Origin of the sequence: Agrobacterium sp. CNPSo 2736, from assembly GCF_004005385.1 — a bacterium.
Classification (GTDB): domain Bacteria; phylum Pseudomonadota; class Alphaproteobacteria; order Rhizobiales; family Rhizobiaceae; genus Agrobacterium; species Agrobacterium leguminum.
The window spans coordinates 1-24,219 of the sequence record NZ_RZTX01000022.1; the positions used below are offsets into that span (position 1 = coordinate 1).

General features: G+C 61.6%; 18 protein-coding genes. 10 read left to right on the forward strand and 8 right to left on the reverse strand.

Annotated elements, in window-relative coordinates; all coding sequences use genetic code 11:
* The 7 genes from EM858_RS24535 to EM858_RS24565 form a co-directional block, all read left to right on the forward strand.
* A partial coding sequence (locus EM858_RS24535; protein ID WP_280960151.1) for a cytochrome c-type biogenesis CcmF C-terminal domain-containing protein occupies window positions 1-254 on the forward strand: 254 nt, incomplete at its 5' end.
* A 125-nt stretch (window positions 255-379) separates the two neighbouring features.
* Window positions 380-847: a cytochrome c-type biogenesis protein CcmH gene (locus tag EM858_RS24540; RefSeq protein ID WP_162934050.1), complete on the forward strand. Its 468-nt coding sequence runs from the start codon at window positions 380-382 to the stop codon at window positions 845-847.
* A gap of 153 nt (window positions 848-1,000) precedes the next feature.
* The gene (locus EM858_RS24545) at window positions 1,001-2,554 is read left to right on the forward strand and encodes a Do family serine endopeptidase (protein ID WP_127758277.1); all 1,554 of its coding nucleotides are present in this window, start codon (window positions 1,001-1,003) and stop codon (window positions 2,552-2,554) included.
* A gap of 216 nt (window positions 2,555-2,770) precedes the next feature.
* Window positions 2,771-3,529: a response regulator transcription factor gene (locus EM858_RS24550; protein WP_080853212.1), complete on the forward strand. Its 759-nt coding sequence runs from the start codon at window positions 2,771-2,773 to the stop codon at window positions 3,527-3,529.
* 9 nt (window positions 3,530-3,538) lie between these two features.
* Entirely contained in the window at window positions 3,539-4,948 is a 1,410-nt protein-coding gene (locus tag EM858_RS24555; RefSeq protein ID WP_127758306.1) for an ATP-binding protein, read from the forward strand.
* 279 nt (window positions 4,949-5,227) lie between these two features.
* Entirely contained in the window at window positions 5,228-5,653 is a 426-nt protein-coding gene (locus tag EM858_RS24560) for a thiol-disulfide oxidoreductase DCC family protein (RefSeq protein WP_127758278.1), read from the forward strand.
* Between the two features lie 61 nt (window positions 5,654-5,714).
* Entirely contained in the window at window positions 5,715-7,436 is a 1,722-nt protein-coding gene (locus tag EM858_RS24565) for an SDR family oxidoreductase (protein ID WP_127758279.1), read from the forward strand.
* Between the two features lie 75 nt (window positions 7,437-7,511).
* Here EM858_RS24565 and EM858_RS24570 read toward each other — a convergent pair whose 3' ends face one another.
* A complete protein-coding gene (locus EM858_RS24570; protein ID WP_164865557.1) occupies window positions 7,512-8,375 on the reverse strand; it encodes a MipA/OmpV family protein in 864 nt (287 codons plus the stop codon).
* Window positions 8,376-8,662: 287 nt separating this feature from the next.
* On the opposite strand from EM858_RS24570, the gene EM858_RS24575 reads away from it, so the two are divergent.
* Entirely contained in the window at window positions 8,663-11,632 is a 2,970-nt protein-coding gene (locus EM858_RS24575; protein ID WP_127758280.1) for a bifunctional [glutamine synthetase] adenylyltransferase/[glutamine synthetase]-adenylyl-L-tyrosine phosphorylase, read from the forward strand.
* A 227-nt stretch (window positions 11,633-11,859) separates the two neighbouring features.
* Here EM858_RS24575 and EM858_RS24585 read toward each other — a convergent pair whose 3' ends face one another.
* The 3 genes from EM858_RS24585 to pepN all read right to left on the reverse strand — a co-directional run bounded on the left by EM858_RS24585 (window position 11,860) and on the right by pepN (window position 17,533).
* Window positions 11,860-14,196: a PAS domain-containing sensor histidine kinase gene (locus EM858_RS24585; protein WP_127758281.1), complete on the reverse strand. Its 2,337-nt coding sequence runs from the start codon at window positions 14,194-14,196 to the stop codon at window positions 11,860-11,862.
* A 237-nt stretch (window positions 14,197-14,433) separates the two neighbouring features.
* Window positions 14,434-14,754 carry a carboxymuconolactone decarboxylase family protein gene (locus EM858_RS24590; RefSeq protein WP_127758282.1) on the reverse strand — a complete coding sequence of 107 codons (321 nt, stop codon included), beginning with the start codon at window positions 14,752-14,754 and terminating at the stop codon, window positions 14,434-14,436.
* 130 nt (window positions 14,755-14,884) lie between these two features.
* Complete coding sequence (gene pepN / locus EM858_RS24595) at window positions 14,885-17,533, reverse strand: aminopeptidase N (RefSeq protein WP_127758283.1); 2,649 nt, start codon at window positions 17,531-17,533, stop codon at window positions 14,885-14,887.
* Window positions 17,534-17,973: 440 nt separating this feature from the next.
* Between pepN and EM858_RS24600 the strand changes: the two genes are divergently transcribed.
* Window positions 17,974-18,909, forward strand: coding sequence for a DMT family transporter (locus EM858_RS24600; RefSeq protein ID WP_080817349.1), 936 nt, complete (start codon window positions 17,974-17,976; stop codon window positions 18,907-18,909).
* 429 nt (window positions 18,910-19,338) lie between these two features.
* Here the strand turns inward: EM858_RS24600 and EM858_RS24605 are convergent, their stop codons facing one another.
* The 3 genes from EM858_RS24605 to EM858_RS24620 form a co-directional block, all read right to left on the reverse strand.
* Window positions 19,339-19,530, reverse strand: a complete 192-nt coding sequence (locus tag EM858_RS24605) for a hypothetical protein (RefSeq protein WP_003509784.1) — start codon at window positions 19,528-19,530, stop codon at window positions 19,339-19,341.
* A 151-nt stretch (window positions 19,531-19,681) separates the two neighbouring features.
* On the reverse strand, window positions 19,682-20,593 hold the full coding sequence (locus EM858_RS24615; protein WP_127758284.1) for a uracil-DNA glycosylase: 912 nt from the start codon (window positions 20,591-20,593) through the stop codon (window positions 19,682-19,684).
* A 43-nt stretch (window positions 20,594-20,636) separates the two neighbouring features.
* A complete protein-coding gene (locus tag EM858_RS24620; protein ID WP_127758285.1) occupies window positions 20,637-21,935 on the reverse strand; it encodes an Hsp70 family protein in 1,299 nt (432 codons plus the stop codon).
* A gap of 407 nt (window positions 21,936-22,342) precedes the next feature.
* Here EM858_RS24620 and EM858_RS24625 point away from each other — a divergent pair, with 407 nt between their 5' ends.
* Complete coding sequence (locus EM858_RS24625) at window positions 22,343-23,320, forward strand: sensor domain-containing diguanylate cyclase (RefSeq protein WP_164865558.1); 978 nt, start codon at window positions 22,343-22,345, stop codon at window positions 23,318-23,320.
* Window positions 23,321-23,338: 18 nt separating this feature from the next.
* Here EM858_RS24625 and EM858_RS24630 read toward each other — a convergent pair whose 3' ends face one another.
* Window positions 23,339-24,127, reverse strand: coding sequence for an SDR family oxidoreductase (locus EM858_RS24630; RefSeq protein ID WP_127758286.1), 789 nt, complete (start codon window positions 24,125-24,127; stop codon window positions 23,339-23,341).
* Window positions 24,128-24,219 lie beyond the last annotated feature (92 nt).

Genomic DNA, 24,219 nt, shown 5'->3' on the forward strand with positions numbered 1-24,219 from the left:
GGATGCCGACGACGGAAGCCGGCATCCTGACCTTCGGCCTCAGCCAGCTTTATGTCTCGCTGGGTGACCCCATGGCCGATGGCGGCATGGTGGTGCGCATCTGGTGGAAACCCTTCATCCTGTGCATCTGGGGCGGCACGCTGTTCATGATGGCGGGCGGTTTCATCTCGCTCTCGGACAGGCGTTTGCGGGTCGGAGCGCCGAATCGCAAGGCGAAGCCGGTGCGGGCTGCAATGCCGGAGGCGGCGGAATGAGTGTGGTCTTGCTCCCCTCATTCCTGTGCTTGTCACAGGAATCCAGCCGACGCGCGTCTGCGCGGCGAAGGACTCCTCTCAGCCCAAAGACTTGGGCTGGCTGGATTCCTGTGACAAGCACAGGAATGAGGGAGAGAGTGGCAAGGCTCGCTCTTCTTCTCACCCTCGTCTTCGCTGCCGCCTCTCCGGCCTTCGCCTTCAACCCGGATGAAGTCCTCAAAGACCCCGTGCTGGAGCAGCGCGCCCGCAACCTCACGTCTCAGCTCCGCTGCATGGTCTGCCAGAACCAGTCCATCGACGACAGCAATGCGGAGCTCGCGCGTGACCTGCGGGTTCTGGTGCGCGAACGGCTGGTCGAGGGTGACAGCGACAAGGCCGTCATCGATTATGTCGTGTCGCGTTACGGCGAGTTCGTGCTCCTGAAACCGCGCCTCAGCCTGCGCACCGTGCTTTTGTGGGGCGCGCCCATCGGTCTCACCCTTGCGGGAATTTTCGCCGTCTTCGTGTTTTCCCGCCGTCGCGCAAGCCAGGAACAGCCGCAGAAACTGAGCGCGGACGAAGAGATGAGAATTCGCAATCTCATTGAAAAATAACCGTTTTTCATTTTTCCCCACGGTTCTTTTTCAACATTACGGATTTTTCATTCGTCAGACACTTCGCCGTAAGGTGTCGCCTCCTATATCTTCATCATCCACCGCTTCCCCGGTCAAACGGGCTCCAGTCTGAATGAAGAAAGAAGGTACACCATGTCTCATTCGCAAAACTGCCATTTCTCGCTGAAGACGGCTTTGAAGGCCACGACCGTTGGCGGCCTTGCGGCGCTGATGCTTTCCACCGGCATCGCCGCACCGATCCTCCATTCGTTTGCCGCCCCCGTCGAGGTGACTGCGCCGCAGGTTCCGAGCTTTGCCAATGTGGTCGATGCGGTGTCGCCTGCCGTCGTCTCTGTTCGTGTGCAGTCCAACGTGCAGCCCGCTTCCGATGATAGCAGCAATTTCTCCTTCAATTTCGGTGGCCGTGGCCTCGACCAGCTGCCGGACGACCATCCGCTGAAGCGCTTCTTCAAGGAATTCGGCGGCCCCAACCAGGATCGCTCCGACCGTGGCCCGAACCGCCACCGTGACGGCAAGGGTCCGCTGCGCCCCGTCGCTCAGGGCTCCGGCTTCTTCATTTCCGAAGACGGTTACATCGTCACCAACAACCACGTCGTCGATGACGGCTCCGCCTATACGATCGTGATGAATGACGGTACCGAACTCGATGCCAAGCTCGTCGGCCGCGATCCGCGCACCGATCTGGCGCTGCTGAAGGTCGATGTGAACCGCAAGTTCACCTATGTCCAGTTTGCCGATGACAGCAAGATCCGCGTCGGTGACTGGGTCGTCGCCGTCGGCAACCCCTTCGGCCTTGGTGGTACGGTGACATCCGGCATTATCTCGGCCCGTGGCCGCGATATCGGCTCCGGCCCCTATGACGACTACCTGCAGATCGACGCCGCCGTGAACCGCGGTAACTCGGGCGGTCCCGCCTTCAACCTCAACGGTGAAGTCGTCGGCATCAACACCGCCATCTTCTCGCCTTCCGGCGGCAATGTCGGCATCGCCTTCGCCATTCCGGCATCGGTCGCCAAGGACGTGATCGCCGACCTGCAGAAGGACGGCAAGGTCGAACGCGGCTGGCTCGGCGTGCAGATCCAGCCCGTCAGCAAGGATATCGCCGAATCGCTCGGCCTTTCCGAAGCCAGCGGCGCGCTCGTCGTTTCGCCACAGGCCGGCTCGCCGGGCGACAAGGCCGGCATCAAGCAGGGCGACATCATCACCGCCGTCAATGGCGAGCCCGTCAAGGATGCCCGCGACCTGTCGCGCCGCATCGGCGGCATGGCGCCCAACACCAAGGTTGAAATCTCGCTGTGGCGCGGCGGCAAGTCGCAGCCTGTCACGGTGACGCTCGGCGATCTCGCCAGCGACGATGCTTCCAAGGCGACACCGAGCCAGAACGACGACAAGGGCGGCCAGTCCTCCAGCGAGAAGGTGCTCTCCAGCCTCGGCCTGACGGTTTCGCCCGCCGATGACGGCAACGGCCTTGCCATCACCGATGTCGATCCCGACAGCGATGCTGCCGCCCGTGGCCTGAAGACGGGTGAGAAGATCACCTCGGTCAACAACCAGCAGGTCGCTTCCGCCGCCGATATCGAAAAGATCCTCGAACAGGCCAAGAAGGACGGACGCTCCAAGGCGCTGTTCCAGATCCAGACGGATGACGGCAGCCGCTTCATCGCTCTGGATATCGACCAGGGTTGATAGGCTGAAAGGCGATGCCGGTTCTTTCGGGAGCCGGCGTCGTATCCCGCTCTTGAGATGGGGCGGTTGAGCATGGCAGGGCGCTACGGCCCGTTTTCTTGTCCCCGCCGGGAAGAAGAAACAAGCGGCAACCACTCACTCCACAGGCGGTCGCCCGGTCTTGAAGCCAGATAACGCCCAGATAACGCCAAAGGCCAGGTCTTCGGAGGAAACCTCATGGAAAACAAGGTTCAGGAAATGTCTGTCGCATCTGTTTCCGGTTGTGCGGAAAAGGGCGAGGGCGCTATTGTCCCGCACATGAAGATTCTTGTCATTGAAGACGACCTCGAGGCTGCGGCCTATATGACCAAGGCGTTCCGCGAAGCCGGGATCGTCGCCGACCATGCGAGCGACGGTGAGAGCGGCCTGTTCATGGGCTGCGAGAACGCTTACGACGTGATGGTGATCGACCGCATGTTGCCGCGCCGCGACGGACTTTCCGTCATCAGCGAGCTGCGCCGCCGCGGCATCGAGACGCCGGTTCTGATCCTTTCCGCGCTGGGGCAGGTGGATGACCGCGTCACCGGCCTGCGCGCCGGCGGTGACGATTATCTGCCGAAACCCTATGCCTTTTCCGAATTGCTCGCCCGCATCGAGGTACTGGGCCGCCGCAAGGGCAAGCCCGAGCAGGACATGATCTACCGGGTCGGCGATCTCGAACTCGACCGGCTCTCCCACGATGTCCGCCGGGGCGGCAAGGAAATCCTGCTGCAGCCGCGCGAATTCCGCCTGCTCGAATATCTGATGAAGAATGCCGGTCAGGTCGTGACCCGTACCATGCTTCTGGAAAATGTCTGGGACTATCATTTCGACCCGCAGACCAATGTCATCGACGTGCATGTCTCCCGCCTGCGCTCGAAGATCGAGAAGGATTTCGAGAAGCCGCTGCTGAAGACCATTCGCGGCGCTGGCTACATGATGAAGGACGAGGGCTGATTGGCGAAAATGGCCCGCCTCAGAATAGTGTTCCGGTCGACAGCGGTGCGCCTTTCGGCGCTCTATATCCTGCTGTTTGCGCTCTGCGCCGCCTTCCTGGTCTTCTATGTCACCGCCCTTTCCGAACGGCTGCTGAACCAGCAGACGCGCGATGCCGTCTTGCAGGAAGTTTCGGATGTGCAGCGCATCTATAATCGCGGCGGCATCAACCCGCTGCTGCGGATGATGGAACGCCGCGCCCGCCAGCCCGGGGCGAGCCTTTACGTCATCGCCGGGCCGAATGGCGAAATCCTTGCCGGCAACGTCGCTTCGGTGCAGCCGGGCGTTTTCGACAAGGAAGGCTGGACCGGTTTTCCTTTCCGTTACGAGCGTTACTCCGAAAGCGGCGACAGCGTGCAGCATCTGGCCACCGCCAATGTCTTCATGCTGGACAATGGCCTGCGCATCCTGATCGGGCGCGACCTCGGCGAACCCACCAAGTTCCGGGCGCTGGTGCGCAACGCGCTGATGGTGGCGCTCGCCATCATGGGCGGCGGCGCGCTGCTCATCTGGTTCGGCATTGGCCGCAATGCGCTGAAACGCATCGACCGCATGTCGGCGGCGACCAAGAAGATCATGGCCGGCGACCTTTCGCAGCGCCTGCCGCAGGGCCGCTCCGGCGACGAATTCGACCGCCTGTCCGGCTCGCTCAACGCCATGCTCGGCCGCATCGAAAAGCTGAATGAAGGCCTGCGGCAGGTCTCCGACAATATCGCCCATGATCTGAAGACGCCGCTGACGCGGCTGCGCAACAAGGCCGCCGCAGCGCTTGACGACAATGACGAGACGAAACGGCGCGCAGCGCTTGAAGGCATCATCGCCGAATCCGACCAGCTTATCCGCACCTTCAACGCGCTGCTGATGATTTCCCGCGTCGAGGCAGGCTCAATTGCCGCCGAAATGACCGATGTGGATGTCTCGGCGATTGCCGCCGACAGCGCCGAACTCTACGAGCCGGTGGCCGAGGATGCCGGGCTTGCGCTGGAGGCCGAAATAGAGGCTGACCTGTCGGTAAAGGGCAACCGCGAGCTGATCGGCCAGGCGCTCTCCAACCTCATCGACAACGCCATGAAATATGCCTGCGAGGGCGAAGGCGACAAAAAACTCGTTGTGCGTCTGGCAAGGGAACCGGAGGCCATCGTGCTCTCCGTCGCCGATAACGGCCCCGGTATTCCCGCCGACAAACGCGGCGAGGTGTTGAAACGCTTCGTCAGGCTGGATGAAAGCCGCTCGAAACCCGGAACCGGGCTCGGCCTGTCGTTGGTGGAGGCCGTGATGGAGCTGCATGGCGGATCGCTGATGCTGGCGGACACGGATGCCACGAATACCGCCTGCCCGGGGCTGACCGTTTCGATGGTGTTTCCCCTTCCGAAACCCTGATGCGTTTCGTACGAACCCCGGCATGGTACACAACAGTCAAACCGCGCCGGTAAAACAGGGTCAATTTTGCAGGCATTCGTGGCGTCAGAGACGCCTGCAATCTGTCCTGTGACGCAAGCGTTCGTAACCACTGGTGATCACCGATGTTTGCGCGGAAACTCCTCGAAAAATAACTGTCTTTTGCGATTGAATTGACAGATGATCGGAAGAATATTCGTCTGGATTATTGCTGAACTTCATAGGTCGGTTTGATGTGATCGACAAAAGGACTTGCGACGGATGGCAGGCACAATTCCCTTGGCCGGCGACCGGCATCACCCGATCATCCTCTTCGATGCCGAATGTGTGTTGTGTTCCGTGAATGCGCAATTCGTTCTGCGGCATGACAGGCGGGGATACTTCCGGCTCGCATCCATGCAGGGAGAAGCGGGGGCGGAAATCTATCGGCGTCATGGCATGGACCCGAAAAATCCGGTCAGCCTGCTGGTCGTGGATGGCGACAGGGTGCGGCAGGATAGCGACGCCGTTCTGAGCATCTATGAAGCGCTCGGCATGCCCTGGCGGCTGCTGGGCGTCCTGCGCATCGTTCCCGCATTTTTGCGCGATCCCGTCTATCGTTATGTCGCCCGCAATCGCTACCGCTGGTTCGGAAAACGCGAAGAATGCTGGGTGGCACCGCCGGAGTACCGGGAGAGAATCCTTTGACCTTGGCGATGGCCACACGTTCAGGCAAACCGGGCATCGGCACAGAGGCGGCGGCAGGGCAATGAAAATATTGATCCTCGGCGGTTATGGCGTGTTCGGCGGCCGGCTGGCGGAACTGCTTGCCGATATGTCCGGCCTTGAAATTCTCGTCTGCGGCCGCAGCCTCGCACGGGCGGAGGCCTTTTGCGCAGCCTGGCGCGGACAGGCGCAATTGCGCCCGCTGATGCTGGATCGCCGCGATATCGCAGACGCCCTGCGTATCCACAAGCCCGATCTTGTCGTCGATGCGTCCGGGCCGTTCCAGACCTATGGCAGCGCATGTTACGGCGTGATAACGGCATGCATCGACGCCGGGATAGACTATCTCGATTTCGCAGATGCCGCCGATTTCGTTTTCGGCGTCAGCCAATTCGACGAGTGGGCAAAAGCCGCCGGTGTTTTCGTCCTGTCAGGCGTCAGCAGTTTCCCCGTCCTGACGGCCGCCGTCCTGCGCGAAATGGAAAGGACCATGGATATTCTCACCGTCGAGGGCGGAATAGCGCCGTCTCCTTATGCCGGGATCGGCCTCAACGTCATGCGGGCGGTGGTAGGCTATGCCGGCGCGCCGATAAAACTCTGGCGGCATGGCGGGCCAGCGCATGGCGTCGGCCTTGCGGAAAGCAGGCGCTTCACCGTTGCCGTGCCCAGCAGGCTGCCGTTGCGCAATATTCACTTTTCGCTGGTCGATGTGCCGGATTTACAGGTGATTCCACCGGAACACCCGTCTATGACCGATATATGGATGGGGGCCGGTCCCGTGCCGGAGTTTCTGCACCGTATGTTGAATCTTCTGGCGAAAGCGCGTGCGCGGTTCGGCCTTCCCTCATTCGCGCCGCTATCGCCGCTGTTTCATGCCGTGCTGAACCGGATGCGCTTTGGCGAACATCGCGGCGGCATGTTCGTCCGCGCGCAGGGGCGTGCAGCGGGCAGGCCGATGGAGATGAGCTGGCATTTGCTGGCCGAAGGCGATGACGGCCCCTACATCCCCTCCATGGCGATCGAGGCTATTGTCCGCAAGATGATGGGCGGCGAGTGTCCGCTGCCCGGCGCGCGTGCCGGCACGGATGCGCTGAACCTTGCCGACTACGACCGGCTTTTCCGCAGCAAGACGATCTACACGGGGTTCCGCCGCGAGGAACCCGACGTCCCGTTGTTCCGCCAGCTTCTCGGCCCGGCCTTCGATGACTTGCCGCCGCGTCTGCGGGAACTGCACGACAGTAAGGACGCGAGGCAATGGAGCGGGGTCGCGGAGATACGCCGCGGACAGGGCATACTGGCCCGCATGATTTCCGCGCTCGTCGGCTTTCCGCAGGCGGGAAAGCAGGTTCCCGTCAGCGTCACCTTCACGCCGGAAAAGGGCAAGGAGCGCTGGACGCGGAATTTCGGCGGGCGGCGCTTCTCGTCCACACAGTCGGCAGGCATGGGCAAGGATCGATATCTGCTGGCGGAGCGCTTCGGCATCGTTACCGTCGCTCTGGCGCTGGTGCTCCATGGTGGCCGGCTGGCTCTCATCCCCCGGCGATGGCATGTTCTGGGCGTACCGCTGCCCGGCTTTCTTCTGCCGAAGGGCAAGAGTTTCGAGTCCCAGGAAAACGGCCGGTTCTGCTTCGATGTGGAAATTTCTCTGCCCTTCGTCGGTCTCGTCGTCGCTTATAAGGGCACGCTGGAACCGGCCGCCGGTTCTGCGAAACATCGCGGCCCCGATGAAACGCCTTGCGGCGTTTCATCGGGTGAGGAGGCGTGAGGGCAGGGACGCCTTTCCTCATTGGGGAGGTGCCGGAGCGCGCATCCGTCGCCGCGCGTCGCTCCTGCTCGCGGACTAGAACGTATAAGCGACGCCCACCATCGCAAACGGCTGAATATCCTTCTTCGACAGGGGGCTGTCCTTGGCATCGCCCAGCAGGAAGCCGACGCCGCCCGTGCCGGTGATAGACCAGTTCTCGGTCATAAGGTAAGTGACGGAGGCGCTGGCGTCGACGCGCTTGAAGCCCGATTTCGCGTCGAAGCGGCGCAGGCCCGAGCGGGCGGACTGGGCCGAGGTGACGCCGAAATAGGATTTCATGTGCTTGTCGTCCGCCCAGGTGGCGGAGAGGTCGGCGCCCAGGATGAACTGGTCGACCTTGTGCGAGACGCTGGCGCCGATGGTCGCGGTCAGGCCTTCGCTGCCGTCGATGGTCTTGTCCACCTTGGCGTAGATTTCGAAGGGGTCCGCGCCATAGGCGATGACGCCGCCGACCACGCCGGCCGCCTTGATATCGCCCATTCCGCGCAGGTTTTTCCTGTCGTCCTTTTCCTTGCGCCCGGCTTCCCAGCCGCCCTTCACACCCAGCCTGAAGCCGTTGTGGTTCAAGAGGTTGACGGTGACGCCGCTGAAATCGATGCTGAGCGTATCTCCATACGCGACGGAAACCAGCGGCACGGCGCCTGCTTCCAGCTTGTCCGAACCCTCATATTTCGGGGCGTAGGCAGCACCCACACCGAGCGTGATCTTCCAGTCGCTGGAGCTGCTGTAGCGAGCATTGTCGAAATTGCCCTGCGGATCGGCCACCCGGTCCGATTTGCCGATATCGGCGGCAAAAACGGGTGTGCAGACGGCCTGCGCCATGGGCAGCGCCGTCAGGCAAAGGGCCATCGCGCGCAGGTTCTTTTGCAATTTCGCTGTAAAAATCTGTTTCATGATCATATCCGTTGCAACATCGAGCCTTGGAAAACCGGGGAGTCGGGTTTCGTTGAGGCTGACGCTACGCGGGCACAATTGCGGAGACATTACGGGGTACGGCGCTTTGGAAAACATCGCCATCGGCGGTTTTATGATCGCAAAGCGGCCTGCATTTGTTACAACGCCAGATGCATGCGCCGGGAGGATTCTAAGAGGTGCGGCGGCAGGGATGTTTCGGGTGCGGCGCATCCGGTCCTGAAAGCCGCATGTCAGGGAACGGCGAGAGGATAGTCGGAAGAGGGAGAGACACAGTGACGAAACGGGAAACCGCCGAAAGGCGGCTGAGCGAGGTTCTGCCGGGCGTGATCCGCCCCTATACGCAGACGGAACTGAAATCCGTTCTTTCGACGCTGAAGGATATCGGCAAAAGCGAGCCGGCGGTGGCCGCGCTGCTTGCCGGGGAAAGCCCGCTGAAGGATTTTATCGCCGCGGCTTTCACGCTGTCCCCCTATCTGCGTGACATGGCGTCGGCGGATGAGGGGCTTTTGTCGCTCGCGATGTCGAAACCACTCGAGCCGCTGCTGGCGGGTCTCGTCCATGAGGCGCGCGATTGCTGGAAGCCGGGCGAAGAAGGCGGGGTGCCGAGCGAAAACGAGGTGATGTCGCGGCTGAGGGTAGCCAAGCGGCGGCTCTCTTTCATCGCAGCACTTGCCGATCTGGCGCGCATCTTCACCGCGCGCGATACGACACGCTGGCTGAGCGACATGGCGGATGCATCGCTTTCCGCCGCCATCGATCACCTGCTGCTCGCCGCCCATGAGAGCGGCAAGCTGAAGCTGAAGAATGGCGCAGCCCCAAGCGACGGGTCGGGCCTCATCGTGCTCGGCATGGGCAAGCTCGGCGCGCGCGAACTGAACTATTCCTCCGATATCGACGCGGTGGTGTTCTTCGAACCCTCAGCCGGCATCATGGACGATCCCTATGATGCGACGGAGAATTTCGGCCGGATGATGCGCCGTCTCGTGCGCATCATGCAGGAGCGCACGGCCGATGGTTACGTCTTCCGCACCGATCTGCGGCTGCGGCCCGATCCCGGCTCGACGCCGCTCGCCATTCCCGTGGAGGCGGCGCTGCTTTATTACGAGGGCAGGGGCCAGAACTGGGAACGCGCCGCCTATATCAAGGCGCGGCCGGTGGCGGGCGACATCAAGGCGGGTGAGAATTTCCTGCGCGAACTGACGCCCTTCATCTTCCGCAAATATCTCGATTACGCGGCGATTGCCGATATTCACTCCATCAAGCGGCAGATCCACGCCCATAAGGGCCATGGCGCGATTGCGGTGAAGGGCCACAATGTCAAGCTCGGGCGCGGCGGCATCCGCGAGATCGAATTCTTCGCGCAGACGCAGCAGCTTATCGCCGGCGGCCGCATGCCGGCGCTCAGGGTCCGCGCAACGCAGGAGGCGCTTGCGGCGCTGACCGAGGCGAAATGGATCGACGCCGAAACGCGCGACAGCCTGACGGAGGCCTATTGGTTCCTGCGCGAAGTGGAGCACCGCATCCAGATGGTGCGCGACGAGCAGACCCATGTGCTGCCCGACACCGAAGCCGAACTGAAGCGCATCGCCTTCATGCTCGGTTTCGAGGACGCCAAAGCCTTTTCGGAAAAGCTGGAACAGGTGCTGCGGCTGGTGGAGCGGCGTTATTCGGCGCTGTTCGAGCAGGAGGTGAAGCTGTCAGGCGAGGCCGGCAATCTGGTCTTCACCGGCCAGAAGGACGATCCCGATACGTTAAAGACACTCTCCGCCCTCGGCTTCGAGCGGCCGGAGGATATTTCCCGCGTCATCCGCACCTGGCACAATGGCCGTTACCGGGCAACGCAATCGGTGGAGGCGCGCGAGCGGTTGACGGAGCTGACGCCGGATCTGCTGCGCGCTTTCGGCGAAAGCAAGCGGGCGGATGAGGCGCTGCTGCGTTTCGACAATTTCCTCTCCGGCCTGCCGGCCGGCATCCAGCTCTTTTCGCTGCTCGGAAACAACCCGGCGCTGCTCGACCTGCTGGTAACGATCATGTCGTCCGCACCGCGCCTTGCCGAAATCATCGCCGCCCGTCCGCATGTCTTCGACGGCATGCTTGATCCGGCACTGATGAGCGACGTGCCGACGCGCGATTATCTCGCCCACCGCATGGGGAGCTTTCTCTCCAATGCCCGGCATTACGAAGATATTCTCGACCGGCTGCGCATTTTCGCCGCCGAACAGCGTTTCCTGATCGGCGTGCGGCTGCTGACCGGCGCAATCCGCGGCGAGGTGGCCGCCCGCGCTTTCACCCATCTTGCCGATCTTGTCATCGAGGCGGCGCTGAATGCGGTTCTGGCGGAGATGGAAGCGGCGCATGGGCTTTATCCCGGCGGGCGCGTGGCTGTCATGGGTATGGGCAAGCTCGGCTCCTTCGAGCTGACCGCGGGTTCGGATGTCGATCTTATCCTGCTCTACGACTACGACGATGCCGCCCATGAATCGACCGGCACAAAACCGCTCGATGTCGTGCGTTATTTCACCCGCGTCACGCAAAGACTGATTGCCGCGCTTTCCGCGCCGACGGCGGAGGGCGTGCTTTACGAGGTGGACATGCGGCTTCGCCCCTCCGGCAACAAGGGCCCGGTGGCAACCCGCATTTCCGCCTTCGAGAAATACCAGCGCGAGGAAGCCTGGACCTGGGAGCACATGGCGCTCTCCCGCGCCCGCCTGATCTGCGGCGATGCCTCGCTGACGGAGGACACGCGCCGCATCATCGCCTCCATTCTTTCGCAAAAGCGCGATGTGGCCAAGGTCTCGGCCGATGTGCTGGAGATGCGCAGCCTCATCGAGCAGGAAAAGCCGCCGGAAAACAACTGGGATTTCAAGCTCATCAATGGCGGGCTGATCGATCTGGAATTCATCGCCCAATATCTGGCGCTGGTGGGGCCGGTGAAGGGGCTTGCGGTGCACGAACCGGGGCGCAACACGGCCGAGGCGCTGCAGGCGCTCGCTGCCCCGGTGATGGAGCGCCAAGCCTTTGATGACTGCATGGCGGCGATGGCGCTCTACACTGAAATCTCACAAATCGTGCGGCTGTGCATCGATGGCGCCTTCAACCCGAAGGAAGCGCCGGCGGGCCTCACCGATCTCGTCTGCCGGGCGGGGGACTGCCCTGACATTCCGACACTGGAGGGAGAGGTGAAGCGGCTGGCGAAAGCGGTGCGGAAGGCGTTTTTGGGGACGGTGAAGAATGGTGGGTGATGTGGGTGGGTGAGGCTTCACCCCCCTCTGCCCTGCCGGGCATCTCCCCCTCAAGGGGGGAGATCGATTTGCGGCACTCTTCAGCCCATCTTTAACGTTGCGAATGAGCGAGCGTTAGCTCCCAGCTGATCTCCCCCCTTGAGGGGGAGATGCCCGGCAGGGCAGAGGGGGGTATCGCGCGCTCGACCTGTACATATTGCAGGACAGTCAGCGCATCCGACGCCAACTCAATGCACCGTCCCGCAACACCCCGCCGCATGCGGAATGATGATCGTTACCACCGTGCCACGACCCTCACACGAGCGGATTTTCATCGTCCCCCCATGCAGCCGAACAAGCGAGCGCGAGATTGCAAGCCCGAGGCCGGAGCCGCCCTGGCTCTTGGCATATTGGCTCTGCACCTGTTCGAAAGGCTGGCCGATCTTGTTGAGCGCCTGGGCGGGAATGCCGATGCCGGTGTCTGCGATGGTGAGGATCATCGCGGCCTGATGCACATGGGTGCGCAGCGCGATGCGGCCGCCATCGCCGGTGAATTTCACGGCGTTGGAGAGCAGGTTGAGCATGATCTGCTTCATGGCGCGGCGGTCGCCCTGCATGGTCAGCCCGGCGCAGACCTTCTGCTGCACGGTGATGTTTTTCTGTTCAGCCTGAATGGCGGTCAGCCGCAGCGTCTCTTCGATCAGCGGCGCGAGATCGATGGTCTCGCGGTTGATGCGCATATGGCCTGCCTCGATCTTCGACATGTCGAGAATATCGTTGATGACGTTGAGCAGGTGTTTGCCGCTATCGTGAATATCGCGGGCATATTCGGAATATTTCGGCGAGCCGACCGGTCCGAACATCTCGTTTTGCAGGATGTCGGAAAAGCCGAGGATGGCATTGAGCGGCGTGCGCAGCTCATGGCTCATATTGGCGAGGAATTCGGATTTCGCCCGGTTGGCGGCCTGCGCGCGCTCTTTTTCGGCGAGATAATTGGCGTTGGCGTCGGAAAGCTCGGTCTTCTGCCGCTCCAGCTTGTGCTGCGAGGCGGAGAGATCGCCGATGGTGGCCATCAGCCGGCGCTCGGAATCGCGCAGCCGTTCCTGATGGCGCTTCAGAAGGGTGATATCGGTGCCGACCGAGACGAGGCCGCCATCGCGGGTGCGGCGTTCGTTGATCTGCAGCCAGCGGTCATCGGCAAGCTGCACTTCCGTGGTGCGCGACAGGCCGGACTGGTCCGGGTCGGCAACGCGACGCTCAACGACGGGGCGAGCGGCTGCGGCATGGACGGTGCTTTTTTCCGTGCCTGCCACCAGCACGCTGTCCGGCAGGCCATAGGCCTTCTGGTAATGGGTGTTGCACATCACCAGACGGTCGTTCTTGTCCCACAGGACGAAGGCTTCCGAGGTGGATTCGATGGCGTCGGCAAGGCGCTGGTCGGCTTCGGCGTAGCGTTGCGCAAGGCGGTGCTGTTCGGTGACATCCATGGCGATGCCGATGACGCGCGGGCCGTTATTGGTGCGGATGACCTGGGCGCGGGCGCGCAGCCAGACATAATGGCCCCTGGCATGGCGCATGCGGAAGATTTGATCGATCTGGCGCAGGTTGCCGCAGCCGACAGCGCGGGCAAGCTCATAGAGATTGCCGTCTTCGGAATGCATCATGCGCGCCGCGTCGGAGAAGGAAAGCGGTGCGGCCTTCGGCGGCAGCCCGAGAATTTCGTAAAGCGAACCGGACCAGAACATGCGCCGGGTGGAAAGATCGAAATCCCACAAACCGCAGCGGCCGCGCGACAGCGCGGTCTCAACCCGCAGGTTGGATTCGGCGAAGATGTCGTCGGCGTCGCGGGCGCGTTTCACCTGCATGTAATAGGCATAGAGCACGACCAGCAGGATCGAGGAGATGCCGGCAAACAGCGTCACGTTCATGGCGATTTCGCTGCGCCAGAAAGAACGGATCGGCTGCAGCGAGCGGGCCGCGATCACCATCGCGCCATCGTCGCCGAAGGGGATCATCGTCGCATAATGCTGCTGGCCGTCAATATTGGTTTCGATGGTGCCGGGTGCGCCGGGGAAGCGCTGCACGATGGCGATTTCGGGAAGCAAAGCCGGCAGCGACGTGCCGATATAAAGCATCGCTTCCTTGCCAGCGCCGGCGAAAATGCGGCCATTGCTGCCCGAAAGAAGCACCATGGTACCGTCGGCAAGGCTGCCCGACGGCAGCGCCGCGACGAGGTTGGCTTCGGCGCGGGCGCGATCCTGCGCGGTGAAGACGGTATCGTTGTTGAGAAGGGCTGCTTTGGCCGTCAGCGCCGTCAGCGCCGTGGAATGGCGGGCGGCCTCTTCCATGCGGCTATATTCGGCGACGATGCCCAGCATGCGCGAGGCCGCGACGACGACGAGGAAGGCGAGGATGAGAATGGGAATGAGACGTTTCAGCAGGGTCTCGACCTGCGGCATCGGGCGGTCGGAGCCATTCATCAAACCCATCAGGTCGCTGGAAAGCCTTTCGCCCCAGGCCGCAAGATCAGAAAATTTGGCATACGGCCGCTCATCGCCCGCAGTCGCCCGCCGCACGTTCGTCATTGTCCCGCCTTCAAGATGTCCCCAGTGATTCGAAGCGCCGCCGCTCGAATATGACTAGTGAATCAAATGCGATTCGCCGTGTCCAGAGGCAAAAGTTAAAAGAAATTTAACCCCTTGAACCGACTCCGTATTTTTTCGGGACGGTCTGTTTCCGCTTCGGCGAAGGCGGGAATTATGAACGAAATCAGTGAGCCGGCAATCCGATCCGGTTGTTGCGGAACGCGGGAGAAACAGGCTTCATGCTCCGTCGAAGGCGTCAAGAGCGGGGCCAAGCGCGCTGATCACGCCATTGCCCGCCGCCGGAAGACCGGTCAGCACCGCGCTGACGATATCGTCGCGGCTTGCGCCCCGAACCTTGGCTTCCATCACGTGAAAGGCGAGGCCGCTTTCCAGACGCAGGGCGGCAAGAATGCCGATATAGATCAGGCTCTGTGTCTTCACATCGAGCGTGGACGCCGCCCCGAGACCCTGCACGGCCTGAAACCATGCCGCCTTGTGGGCCGGAGCATCGGTCATGAAGCGCTGAAACGAAGCGCTGGTCTTGGACATGTCCGTCATCTGAAATTCCTTTCCGGTCTCTTCAGCCGTTCCCGGCCTCTCGCGAACCATCATGTCGCGCAACGCAATACGCCGCCTTGATGGCGATCAAGACGGCGTAGCGGCATTGTCCGGAGTTTTGGCGGGACGGTCAGCCCTTCAGGATGCGCCCGACGATGTCGCTCACATCCGTCGACAGCCCCTTGGCGTCGGCGATCGTCGAAAGCGCCGCCTTGGCGTGTTCGGCACGACTTGCCTCCAGCGACCGCCAGGAGCGCATGGATGTGAGAATGCGGGCGGCGAGCTGCGGATTGCGCTTGTCGATGGCGATGATCTGTTCCGCCAGGAACCGGTAGGCGGCGCCATCGGCACGGTGGAAGCCGGTAGGGTTGGCAAAGGCAAGCGTGCCCACGAGCGAACGTACCCGGTTCGGGTTGGTGGCGATGAAATGTTTCGATTTCATCAGCGTCTTGATCCGGTCGAGTGCACCGTCGCCCGGAATGGCGGCCTGCAGCGAGAACCACTTGTCGAGCACCAGCGCATTGTCGGCGAAGCGCGTTTCGAAGGCGGCAAGCGCTTCCTTTGTTTCCGTGCTTTCCGGGAAGCGCTGGGTCAGCACGCTGAGCGCATGGGCGAGATCGGTCATGTTGGTGGCGTCGGCGAAAGCCCTCGCTGCGCGGGCCGGCGTCTCCTCGGCAAAGGCGAGGAAGGTCAGCGCACCGTTGCGCAGCGAACGGCGTCCCGCACTTGCCGCATCCGGGCTATAGGCCTCGCCGTCAGCCGTGCTGTCGGCAAGCCGCCGCAGCGTTTCGAGCCCGGCCGTCGCAATGGCCTTGATGGTGGCGTTGCGCGCCTTGTGGATGGCGTCCGGATCGTTGTCGCCGCCCATTTCACGGGCGATATCCGTTTCGCTCGGCAAGGCCAGCGCCTGCGCCCGGAAGGCGGGCTCAAGTGCGTCGTTGCCGATGATTTCGATAAGCGTTGCGGTCAGCTCCGCATCCGTTTGAACGTCCTTGCCATTCTGCACGGCCCTGGTGGCGGCAATCAGCGCCGGCAGGGCAAGATCGGTCAGCGCCTGGAAGCGCGCGAACATATCCGTCTCATGCCGGGCGATCTGCACCAGATCGGCCGCATTCTGCTCGAAATCCAGATTGATCGGCGCCGAGAAGCTGCGATTGATCGACAGCACCGGCCGCGAGGAAATGCCGGAGAAGGAAAATGTCTGGTTGCGTTCGGTCAGGTGCAGCACGCCGTCGCGATAGTCGCCGCCTTCGACGGCCTGCGGTTCGGCGATCTGGCCGTTATCGAGGATCAGCGCCAGCGACAGCGGAATATGACGCGGCTGTTTCACCGGCTGGCCGGGTGTCGGCGCGGTCGTCTGTTCCAGCGTGAGCTTGAATGTGGACTTGCCCGCATCATAAGCCGATGAGACGGAGACGAGCGGCGTGCCCGCTTCGGTGTACCACAGCGAAAACTGCGAAAGGTCACGGCCGCTGGCGTCAGCGAAGCTCCTGACGAAATCCTCGACGGTTGCGGCTTCGCCGTCATGGCGCTCGAAATAGAGGTCCATGCCCTTCTTGAAGTCGTCTGCGCCAAGGATCGTGGCGATCATGCGCGTAACTTCGGCACCCTTTTCATAAACGGTCGTCGTGTAGAAATTGTTGATTTCGCGATAGGTATCGGGGCGCGGCGGGTGCGCCAGCGGGCCGGAATCCTCGGGAAACTGCTCCGATTTCAGGTGACGCACATCGGCAATGCGCTTGACCGGGCGCGAGCGCATGTCGGCGGAAAATTCCTGATCGCGATAGACCGTCAGGCCTTCCTTCAGGCACAGCTGGAACCAGTCGCGGCAGGTGATGCGGTTGCCGGTCCAGTTGTGGAAATATTCATGCGCGATGATGCGCTCGATATTGGCGTAATCCGCGTCGGAAGCGGTTTCCGGGTCGGCCAGCACGAATTTATCGTTGAAGACGTTGAGCCCCTTGTTCTCCATCGCCCCCATGTTGAAATCGGATACGGCGACGATCATGAAGATATCGAGGTCGTATTCGCGGCCGAAGCGCTCTTCGTCCCATTTCATCGAACGCTTCAGCGCGTCCATGGCATAGGCCGCACGCGGCTCCTTGCCATGCTCGACGTAAATCTTCAGCGCCACATCGCGGCCGGACATGGTGGTGAATGTGTCTTCGACCACGCCGAGATCGCCGGCGACGAGTGCAAAAAGATAGCTGGGCTTCGGATGCGGATCGAACCATGCCGCGAAGTGACGGCCTTCATCGTAATTGCCGCCGCCGAGGAAATTGCCGTTCGAGAGCAGCAGGGGATTGCCTTCCTTCGCCGCGATGATCGTCACCGTATAGGGCGCCAGAACATCCGGCCGGTCGGGGAAATAGGTGATGCGGCGGAAGCCTTCCGCCTCGCATTGGGTGCAATAGACGCCATTGGTGCGATAAAGCCCCATAAGCTGCGTATTGACCTGCGGATTGATGTAATTGGTGACGCAGATTTCGAAGGGCGCCTCCGCCGGCAGGTCGCGGATGGTCAGGCTCTCCGGCATCGCCTCATATTGACCGGCGGGAAGTTCCACCTGGTCGAGCAGCAGGCTGGAAAGCTTCAGCTCGTCGCCATCCAGAACCAGCGGCGCCTGCCGCTCAGCGCCTTCGCGCCGGTGAAAGATCAGACGGGCTTCGACCTTGGTATTCTTGGGGTCGAGTTCGAAGGTGAGATCCACCCGCTCCAGAACGAAATCGGTGGGGCGGTAATCTGCCAGGTGAACGATCTGGCCCGTGTCTGTTCGCATGACTGTCCCTGAATAACTTTGCGTGGTCTTCCCGGCATCATGTCGTCATAAGGCCCGGATGTAAAATGGGTAGAATATTCGTCACGTTCATGTGCGCGTCGGAGGACGTTCTGTCCCGCCATGGAAGGCTTTGCCGGCCATGCAGACAATCCTCCCGCCGCCGGACCTGTGGACCATGGCAGCAAATGTTGAACGATTGCTGAAATTATATTTTATTTTCTTCAAATTTTAGCGCGCGTCGCTTTTGGTTTGCATCACTTCCGCAGCCGCGAAAACAATCCTTCCCCAAATCGACGGAATTCACGGGTAAATCACATTTTTTGTTGTAAAGCGCCGAAGGAATGCTCTAGCCTTGCATAAATCCAATTCCCCTGCGTCGTCCTCCCCGCATGAAAAATCTCCCGATGGCGTGTTTGCGCAGCCGATATGAGTAGTTGCCAATGAACGCCGAACCGATGAATCCCTTTCGCGGGATTAGCCTGAAGCTGATTTCGGTCGGCTTTTTTCTTGTCATGCAGACCTGTATCAAGGCCGCGGGCGATGTGCCTGCCGGCCAGATCACCTTCTTCCGCTCCGCTTTCGCCATTCTCCCGATTGTCGTCTATCTGGCGTGGCTGCATGCGCTGACGAGCGCCCTGCACACCAATAATCTTTTCGGCCATTTCAAGCGCGGGTTTCTGGGCATCCTGTCCATGGCCTGCGGCTTTTACGGGCTGACCATGCTGCCGCTGCCGGAATTCATCGCCATCGGTTATGCCTCGCCGCTTCTCGCGGTCGTTTTTGCCGCCGTCATCCTGCATGAAAAGGTGCGCATCTATCGCTGGAGCGCGGTCTTCGTCGGCATGACGGGGGTGCTGGTGATTCTCTGGCCGAAGATGACGCTTCTGAGGGAAGGCGGTTTCGCCGCCGGTGAGGGGCTGGGGGCCATTGCCGTGTTGTGCGGTGCGGCGCTCGGCGGTCTGGCGATGATCCAGGTGCGGCAACTGGTGGAAACGGAAAAGACGCCGACCATCGTGCTCTATTTTTCGCTCACCGCCACGCTGCTGTCGCTCGTCAGCGTGCCTTTCGGCTGGAGCGCGCTGAGCATGACGCAGGCCATGCTGCTGATCACCAGCGGCATTTGCGGCGGGGTTGCGCAAATCTTCCTGACGGAGAGTTATCGGCACGCCGAAGTCTCGGTCATCGCGCCCTTCGAATACAGCTCCATCATCTTCGGAATCGCGGTTTCCTACATTCTGTTCGGAGATATTCCCACGATGACGATGCTGATCGGCACGGCGATCGTTATCCTCGCCGGCATCTTCATCATCTTTCGTGAGCATCAACTGGGTTTGGCAAGACGGGCGGCGCGCAAGGCCTCGACGCCGCAGGGGTGAGGGAACCCAAATCTGCGCGTCTTGCCTGTTTCCAGGACAAGCGCGCGGCATTCTCAACCACCGAATTTCACGAAAAATGATTCTCCTCCGTCATCCCGGCCTTGAGCCGGGATCCAGCCGACGCGGCTCTCACGCGGCGAGAAGAGTCTTTTCAGCCCAAGGACTTGGGCTGGCTGGATTCCGGCTCAAGGCCGGAATGACGGATTGGATGACGCATGGTGGAAGACAAGATTGAGAGTGCCGTTTTTCGTCTCAACCGGCGTTAACGGAAGAAGGACGGCTGGGCGCGCACTACAACCTTGTGACTCGGTTCAAGACTTCGTCGCAGCCTTTCGAAAAAAACCACAAAAGCAAAAGGCGCCTTCCCGAAGAAAGACGCCAGCGCGCAATCATATCTGTGGACCAGCGCTAGACTGGCCTGAATGCTTCTCAGCGCTCGCGGAAATCCGCGAAGACTGCCGAGGGACGCGTCACGCGGACCTGCTGCATGGCAGCGCGTGCGGTCATCTGTTCGTTTGCGGCTGCGCCGAAACGATGGTAGCCCTGACTGGAGCGAGGGCCGAGGCCCGCCAGGCGGAGCGTTTCAAAGCCGGAATGTACCGGACGGAAGCGAGTGGTCATTGCCTTGGTTCCTTAAACCTATTCCTCCCAAGACATGGGGCCTATATCGCAGCGCAGCATGGATTCGGCAAGTTGAGCAAATGCGCCGCTGTTATGCGCATTCTGCATGGCTTTTTTCATAATTCATTTACATTGAGCAAGAATAAGGCAGTCAGCCTTCGGCAATCCTTGCCTGAAAAGCCAATAAATCCTGCCATGCCAATGACTTACTGGCCGGCGCATTCAAAAGTTCCTGCGGATGCAGGCTGGCCAAAGCCGGCAAAATCAGGTGTCCGGCTGCGACATCACGCCACTGTCCGCGCAGCGTATGGATCGTGCCGGCGCCGCCAAAGAAGAAACGTGCGGTAAAGTTGCCGAGAAGCAACAGGTGTTTCGGCTCCGCAAGGGCGATCTGACGCTCGATGAAGGGGCGGCAGATATCCATTTCGGCTTGAGTCGGCGGGCGGTTGCCGGGCGGCCGCCAGGGCACGACATTGCCGAGCATGATGGCGCCGCGTTGAAGGCCGATGGCCGCCAGCATGCGGTCGAGCAACAGCCCGGTCTTGCCGGCGAAGGGCAGGCCTTCGCGGTCGTCATCGGCATCCGGCATCGGGCCGATGACCATGATGGCGGAGGCGGGGTCGCCTTCGGTAAAAATCGTATTACGCGCGCTGTTCTTGAGGTTGCAGCCGCTGAAACCGTCGAGCGCGGTTTTCAGCTCGGCAAGCGACCGCGCGCTTTCGGCCGCAAAACGCGCTGCCGCCACGGCCTGCTCATCCGGCATCGCAACATTCTGCTGAACCGCGGGGGCGGGTGGAGCGCCGCGTGTCGGCGTCTGGCGTTTCGGCTGCTGCTGCGGCGAGTGTTGAGGTGTATCGCCGCCACGTTCCATCGGCCGCTGGCTTGGCTGGCGCGCGGCTGCGCCCGCCTCCTGTCCCTGCATCGGCCGGGCCGGGCGGGCGGCGGCAAATTCGGCGAAACGGTCGACCGGGGTCTCTTCCAGCAGCCAGTCCACGCCCGCATCCGCATGGAAATGCAGGAGGGCGGCGAGTTCGGCCGGGGAGAGGTCGTGAGCGGCGATCATGGGCGGAAATTACCCCATGTTCCCCGCCCGGGAAACCCGCAAATCACACTGTCCAGCGCTGAATGTCGCCGCTTTCGCCGATCATGGCCAGACCATGGGCAATCGAGAGCAGTTCGCCGCCGCTTTCGATCCGGTCTGCGTCGAAACGGTGGGTGAAAAGCTCCCGAACCGCCGGCACGAAGGAGGTGCCGCCGGTCAGGAACACCTTGTCGATGGCTTCGGGCGCGACTTTCGTCTTTTCCAGAACCTCGTCGAGCGCTTCTTCTATCTTGGCGAGGTCTTCGGCGATCCAGTTGTTGAAATCGCTGCGCTTCACCATCTTGCGGCCGGCCTTGCCCAATGGCGCGAAGTTGAATTCCGCTTCTTCCGCCGAGGAGAGCGCCATCTTGGTGGCGGAAATCGCCTGATAGAGCGGGTAACCCTCGTCATGTTCGACCAGATCGATGAAGAGTTCGAGCTTTTCCGGCTCCAGCGCCGAGCGCACCAGCGATTTGAGGTCGGTGAATTCCTTCGAGGTCTTGAAGATCGACAGCTGGTTCCAGCGGCCGAAATTCACGTAATAGCCGGAGGGCACGTCCAGCACCTTGTCGAAGCTCTTGAACTTGCTGCCCTTGCCGATTTCCGGCGAGACCAGATTGTCGATCATGCGGAAGTCGAAATGATCGCCCGCCACGCCGACGCCGGAATGGCCGATGGGGGTGGCGGAAAGCTTGCCGGCATGGGTTTCGAAGCGGATCAGCGAATAGTCCGTCGTGCCACCGCCGAAATCCGCCACCAGCACATTGGCGTCCTTCTTCAGGCTCTGGGCGAAATAATAGGCGGCCGCCACCGGCTCATAGACATAGTGGATTTCCGGGAAACCGGCGCGGGTGAGCGCCTCGTTGTAACGGGCGAGCGCCAGCGTTTCATCCGGATTGCTGCCGGCGAAACGCACCGGCCGGCCGGCGATGACGGTGGAGACGTCCCCCGGCCATTCCTCGCCCGCATAGGCTTTCAGCTTGCGCAGGAACACGTCCATCAGATCTTCGAAACTCTGGCGCTTGGCGAAGATCAGCGTGCCCTGAAACAGCGGCGAGGCCGCGAATGTCTTGATCGACTGCAGGAAACGGCAGTCGCCGGCATTGTCGATGAATTGCCGGATGGCGGCATGGCCGGCTTCCACATGCAGGGCGGCCGCACCAAGGCCGGCATCCTTCATGAAGGAGAGCGCCGTGCGCATGCTGTCATCCGTGCCCGCGCTGCTGGTGAAGCGCATGGAACGGCTGGCGCCGCCCGTGTCGGAAAGAGCCATGACCGTGTTGGTCGTGCCGAAATCGAGGCCGAGAGCCCGCTTTTGCGTCATCGCCATATCCTTGTAGCCGATAGAAACACCCGCCCGGCCTGAAAGGCGGTCCGGCGTGAAAATAAGGGATGCCTTTGGCACCCCGATGTCAGAGGAGGGCGGTTGATTGCACAGGCCCGATGGAATGGCAAGCTTTTCCCCCCCCGTTTTTCGCAGATTGACGGCTGCGTCTGCCGGGTAGGGAAGATGGTAAACGATCTGCCTCCGCACTCATGAAAGAGCGCGGCAGTTTTTTGACAATGTTCTTAGGGGTTTGTCGCTATGCTGGTATGAAGCCGCTGCCGTGGAAGAGCGCAATGGCGGCCGGCGCGCATGCATTGTTTTTTGTACTGGCGGAGCCCGACGATAAGGGTTTAACTCAACGCTCCCTTCGGTTTTGCCTGCCGCTTTGTCATCTGGAAAATTCAATGTCCCGCAAGACGACCGGTCTCAACTTCGACAATGTATCGCCGGACCATCCCGGCCTCGTTCGGGGCGATGCTGGCGTTTTCAACCGTCAGCTCATGAACCTTCTTGAGGCATCGCAGCAGGGCTATGCGCTGTTCGATGGCGAGGACAGGCTGTGTTTTGCGAATGCGGCCTTCCGCAAGGCGCTGGATGTCGCGCCGGATGAATTTCCAAGCTGGGTCGAGTTGATGCGCAGCGGCTACCGCAACTCCACCGGCACCGCAATCGAGACTTCCGACTTCGAAGTCTGGTTGCGTTCCGCCAGGACGAGGCGTGGCAAGCTGCCCTTCCGCACCATCGAGACCAGCCTCAATGACGGGCGCTGGATATTGACGACGGAAACGACTTTGCCGGGCGGCTGGATGCTGTGTGTCATCACCGATATTTCCGAACTCGGCATAGAGCTTCGCGACCTCAGGCAGGAGCGCGACAGCGCGCTGAAATCCGCCCTCAGCGACGAGTTGACGGGTCTCGGCAATCGCCGTTACGTGATGGACAATCTGGGCCACAGCCTCGGTCCCCACAAGGCGCAGGCGCTGGCACTGGTGCTGCTCGATATCGATCATTTCAAGGGTATCAACGATCGCTTCGGCCATGCATCGGGCGACAGGGTGCTGAAACATTTCGCCGAAAAACTATGCGCCGCCGCCGGCCGAGACGACCTCATCGGGCGTATCGGCGGCGAGGAGTTTCTGCTGGGGCTGAGCGGCGCGCGAATGCACAACGCCGAAAGCGTCGTCGAAGCCCTGTTTGTGTCGCTGCGGGAAGCCTCGCCGCTCGAACAGGTCCCGGATTTCCGCTACACCTGTTCGGCGGGCATTGCCTTCGTGCGCCCCGGCGATTGCGCCGCGGAAGCGCTGCGCCGGGCGGATACGGCGCTTTATCGGGCCAAGAATACGGGGCGCAACCGCTTCGTCATCCACGATGCACCCGTTTGATAACGCGCCGTCGCGGTCTTAATTCGACTTCGCCGCGCCGCCATCTACCCTGAGCATCGTGCCGGTGATGTAGCTTGCAGGCACCGAGCAGAGGAAAGCGCCGGCGGCGGCGAATTCCTCCACCGTGCCGAGGCGGCCGGCCGGAATGCTCTTGACGGAAGCCTCGCGAATTTCCTCGACGCTTTTGCCCAGACGCTTGGCGTTGGCGCCATCGAGCTCATCGATGCGGTCGGTGTGGATACGGCCGGGCAGCAGCAGGTTGGAGGTGATGCCGAAGGAGGCCATTTCGGAGGACAGCGTCTTGCTCCAGCCGACCAGTGCGCCACGCAGCGTATTGGACAGCGCCAGATTGGCGATCGGCTCGAACACGCCGGAGGAGGCGACGGTCAGGATGCGGCCGAAACCCTGTTCCTTCATCTGCGGCAGCAGCGCATTGGTAAGCGTGATGACGCGCAGCACCATCGACTGGAAGAAGGTATCCAGCTTGTCGGCCGTCATCTCCTGCGCAAGGCCCGGCGTCGGGCCGCCGGTATTGTTGACGAGAATATCGATGCCGCCGAGCTTTTCCCTGACGGCCTGAACCATGGCTTCAACAAAATTGTCCTCGGCCAGATCGCCCCAGACCCAGTCGGCCTTGCCCTTGCCAAGCGCATTGATCGCCCTGCAATTCGCCTCCAGCTTCTCGCCGCTTCTGCCGACAAGAAGGACATGTGCGCCTTCCTTCGCCAGCGCGGTGGCAATGCCCAGCCCAAGGCCGCGAGAGGAGGCGAGAACGAGGGCGCGCTTGCCGGAAATGCCGAGATCCATGGGTTTTGTCCTGTCTTGTGAGTGCTCAATGTGCTGTTTATAGAGCATTTCCAGGAAATGTGGACCCCGGTTTTCCGTCTGGAAATGCTACA

Bases quoted from the DNA above. Each gene is read 5' to 3' on its own strand.
- pepN (WP_127758283.1), bottom strand. From the start codon at position 17,533: ATGCGAACAGACACGGGCCAGATCGTTCACCTGGCAGATTACCGCCCC.
- EM858_RS24570 (WP_164865557.1), bottom strand. From the start codon at position 8,375: ATGATCATGAAACAGATTTTTACAGCGAAATTGCAAAAGAACCTGCGC.
- EM858_RS24565 (WP_127758279.1), top strand. From the start codon at position 5,715: ATGAAAATATTGATCCTCGGCGGTTATGGCGTGTTCGGCGGCCGGCTG.
- EM858_RS24630 (WP_127758286.1), bottom strand. From the start codon at position 24,127: ATGGATCTCGGCATTTCCGGCAAGCGCGCCCTCGTTCTCGCCTCCTCT.
- EM858_RS24615 (WP_127758284.1), bottom strand. From the start codon at position 20,593: ATGATCGCCGCTCACGACCTCTCCCCGGCCGAACTCGCCGCCCTCCTG.
- EM858_RS24560 (WP_127758278.1), top strand. From the start codon at position 5,228: ATGGCAGGCACAATTCCCTTGGCCGGCGACCGGCATCACCCGATCATC.
- EM858_RS24540 (WP_162934050.1), top strand. From the start codon at position 380: ATGAGGGAGAGAGTGGCAAGGCTCGCTCTTCTTCTCACCCTCGTCTTC.
- EM858_RS24620 (WP_127758285.1), bottom strand. From the start codon at position 21,935: ATGACGCAAAAGCGGGCTCTCGGCCTCGATTTCGGCACGACCAACACG.
- EM858_RS24550 (WP_080853212.1), top strand. From the start codon at position 2,771: ATGGAAAACAAGGTTCAGGAAATGTCTGTCGCATCTGTTTCCGGTTGT.
- EM858_RS24625 (WP_164865558.1), top strand. From the start codon at position 22,343: ATGTCCCGCAAGACGACCGGTCTCAACTTCGACAATGTATCGCCGGAC.
- EM858_RS24605 (WP_003509784.1), bottom strand. From the start codon at position 19,530: ATGACCACTCGCTTCCGTCCGGTACATTCCGGCTTTGAAACGCTCCGC.
- EM858_RS24555 (WP_127758306.1), top strand. From the start codon at position 3,539: ATGGCCCGCCTCAGAATAGTGTTCCGGTCGACAGCGGTGCGCCTTTCG.
- EM858_RS24545 (WP_127758277.1), top strand. From the start codon at position 1,001: ATGTCTCATTCGCAAAACTGCCATTTCTCGCTGAAGACGGCTTTGAAG.
- EM858_RS24590 (WP_127758282.1), bottom strand. From the start codon at position 14,754: ATGACGGACATGTCCAAGACCAGCGCTTCGTTTCAGCGCTTCATGACC.
- EM858_RS24585 (WP_127758281.1), bottom strand. From the start codon at position 14,196: ATGACGAACGTGCGGCGGGCGACTGCGGGCGATGAGCGGCCGTATGCC.
- EM858_RS24600 (WP_080817349.1), top strand. From the start codon at position 17,974: ATGAACGCCGAACCGATGAATCCCTTTCGCGGGATTAGCCTGAAGCTG.